This is a genomic window from Cellulomonas biazotea (genome assembly GCF_004306155.1).
GTDB lineage: Bacteria > Actinomycetota > Actinomycetes > Actinomycetales > Cellulomonadaceae > Cellulomonas > Cellulomonas biazotea.
The window spans coordinates 1-2,163 of sequence record NZ_BIMR01000424.1; the positions used below are offsets into that span (position 1 = coordinate 1).

A 2,163-nucleotide genomic window follows, 5' to 3' on the forward strand; every position below is an offset into this window, starting at 1 on the left:
CACCTCGACCACGCGGCGCACGCCGAGCACGCCGTCCACGCGGCCCACGCGGTGCAGGTCGCGACCGCCGCCGGGTCGGCCGCGGGCTGCGTCGTGGGCCACGCCGCCGCGCAGCCGCTGCTCGGGGCGTCCGCGATGCTCGTCCTGCACGCCGTCGCGACCGTCCTCACGGCCGTCGTCGTCGCGGGCGCCGACCGCGCGCTGCACTGGCTCGTCGCCTGGCTGCGGCCGCGTCTCGCCGTGCCCGGTCCCGTCGTCGTCCCCGCCGTCGGGTCGCTCGTCGTCCCCGTCGTGCCCACGGCCGTCCGCCGTGCCCCGTGGGCGCGCGACGACCGGCGTCGCGGACCGCCCGCGGCCCCGCCCGCACCTCCCGCGCGCTGACCGGACCTGACGGCCGTCGGTACGCGGGAGCGGCGCGTCCCCGCGCCCCGACCGACGACCACCGAGCGGACTGCCTCCGCGTCCGCGCGCCCGAAGGACCACCCATGCCTCTGCACGTCCCCGCCGCACCGAGCACCGCACCCGTCCCCGCACCCGTCGCGCCCTCCGGACCGTCCGACGCGGCAGCACGCGCGCCGCGACGGCGCCGCCCGGCCGCCGGCCGCCTCGCCGCCGTCGCCGTCCTCGGGTCGGCCCTGGCCCTCGTCCCCACCACCGCCGACGCGCACGTCCGCGTCATCCCGGAGAGCACGACCGCCGGCGGGTGGACGGCGCTGACGTTCCGCGTCCCCAACGAGTCCGCCACGGCCACCACGCAGCAGGTGACGGTGGACCTGCCCGTCGACACCCCGCTGCTGCACGTGTCGACCAAGCCCGTCGCCGGGTGGACGGCCGTCGTCGAGACGGCGACGCTGCCCGCGCCCGTCGACAACCACGGCACGACGATCACCGAGGCACCCGCCCGCATCACCTGGACCGCGTCGCCCGGTGCGGAGATCGGCGACGGCCAGTTCCAGGAGTTCGAGGTCGTCGCCGGCCCGCTGCCGGACGCGGGCGTCGCGCTCGTCCTGCCCGCCCACCAGGCGTACTCCGACGGCAGCGTCGTCGACTGGGACGAGGTCGCCGAGGGCGACGAGGAGCCCGAGCACCCGGCGCCGACGTTCACCACCACCGTCGCCCCTGACGCGGAGGAGCCCGCGGCGGCCGACGACGCGTCCGCCGCACCCGTCGCCGCCCCCGCCGACCCCGCGACCGGGAGCGGTGCGGCCGGCGAGCCCGACACGCTCGCCCGTGCTCTCGGCGGCGCCGGGCTGCTGCTCGGCCTCGCGGCCCTCGTGGTGGCCGTCGTCACGTCCGTCCGGCGCCGGACCACCGCATGAGGTGGGGGATCCTGGGAGACATGCCTCGCACCCCCGCCCCGGCCGCCTCGCGCCCGCGCTCGAGCCGGTCGGTCGCGCGGCTGCGCACCGGCGGGCGGCGTCCGGGCTCGGTGCGCGCACGGCTCGGTGCGGCGCTCGGCGTCCTCGGGCTCGGCGCGCTCCTCGTCGTCGCCGGCGCGCCCGCCGCGCAGGCCCACAACGCGCTGCGCGAGACGAGCCCCGCGGACGGCTCGACCGTCCCGTACACACCGGACCGGGTGACGCTCACGTTCGACGCGCCCGCGACGGCGCTCGGCACCGAGCTCGTCGTCACGGCGGCGGACGGCACCGTCGTGAGCGCCGGACCGGCCGAGCTCGTCGACTCGACCGTCGCGCAGCCGCTCGCGGGCGCCCTGCCCGCCGGGGCGTACACCGTCCGGTGGCGGGTCACGTCGGCCGACGGGCACCCCATCGAGGGGACGTTCGGGTTCGTCGCGGAGCAGGCGACGGTCGCGGGCACGGGCGGTGCGCCGCCCGCGGTCGACGAGCCGGAGCCGACACCGACGCCGACCGACGCGGAGGTCACCCCGACACCGACGCCGGCCGCCGAGGCCGACCCGTCGCCGAGCGCGTCGCCGACCACCGCACCGGACGACGACGCCGCGGTCTCCGGGCCGGTGCTCGTGGGCGTCGCGGTCGCGGTGGTCGCCGTCGGGGCGGTCGTCGCCTGGCTCCTGCTGCGCCGACGGCCGACGGCCTGACGCCGACCTAGGGTGGACGGATGAGCAGCACCCCGGTGCGCGGCGGCGCACGGACCCCCGGTCAGCCGGACGGGTCCGTCGCGCCGCCGTCCCGGTCGTCCACG

2 protein-coding genes and 1 pseudogene are annotated in these 2,163 nt (G+C 79.3%); all 3 read left to right on the plus strand.

The genetic code is table 11. From position 1 onward, the window contains the following. Positions 1-381: pseudogene (locus tag CBZ_RS21195) on the plus strand (hypothetical protein); the annotation flags it as partial. Between the two features lie 104 nt (positions 382-485). Continuing rightward, positions 486-1,319 (plus strand): YcnI family copper-binding membrane protein, encoded by an 834-nt coding sequence (locus CBZ_RS19740; protein WP_130783142.1) that lies wholly within the window; start codon positions 486-488, stop codon positions 1,317-1,319. A 20-nt stretch (positions 1,320-1,339) separates the two neighbouring features. Next, complete coding sequence (locus tag CBZ_RS19745; RefSeq protein ID WP_165446870.1) at positions 1,340-2,059, plus strand: copper resistance CopC family protein; 720 nt, start codon at positions 1,340-1,342, stop codon at positions 2,057-2,059. The last annotated feature ends 104 nt before the right edge of the window (positions 2,060-2,163 follow it).

Excerpts from the sequence above, each read along its gene's own strand:
- CBZ_RS19745 (WP_165446870.1), top strand. The coding sequence starts at position 1,340 with ATGCCTCGCACCCCCGCCCCGGCCGCCTCGCGCCCGCGCTCGAGCCGG.
- CBZ_RS19740 (WP_130783142.1), top strand. The coding sequence starts at position 486 with ATGCCTCTGCACGTCCCCGCCGCACCGAGCACCGCACCCGTCCCCGCA.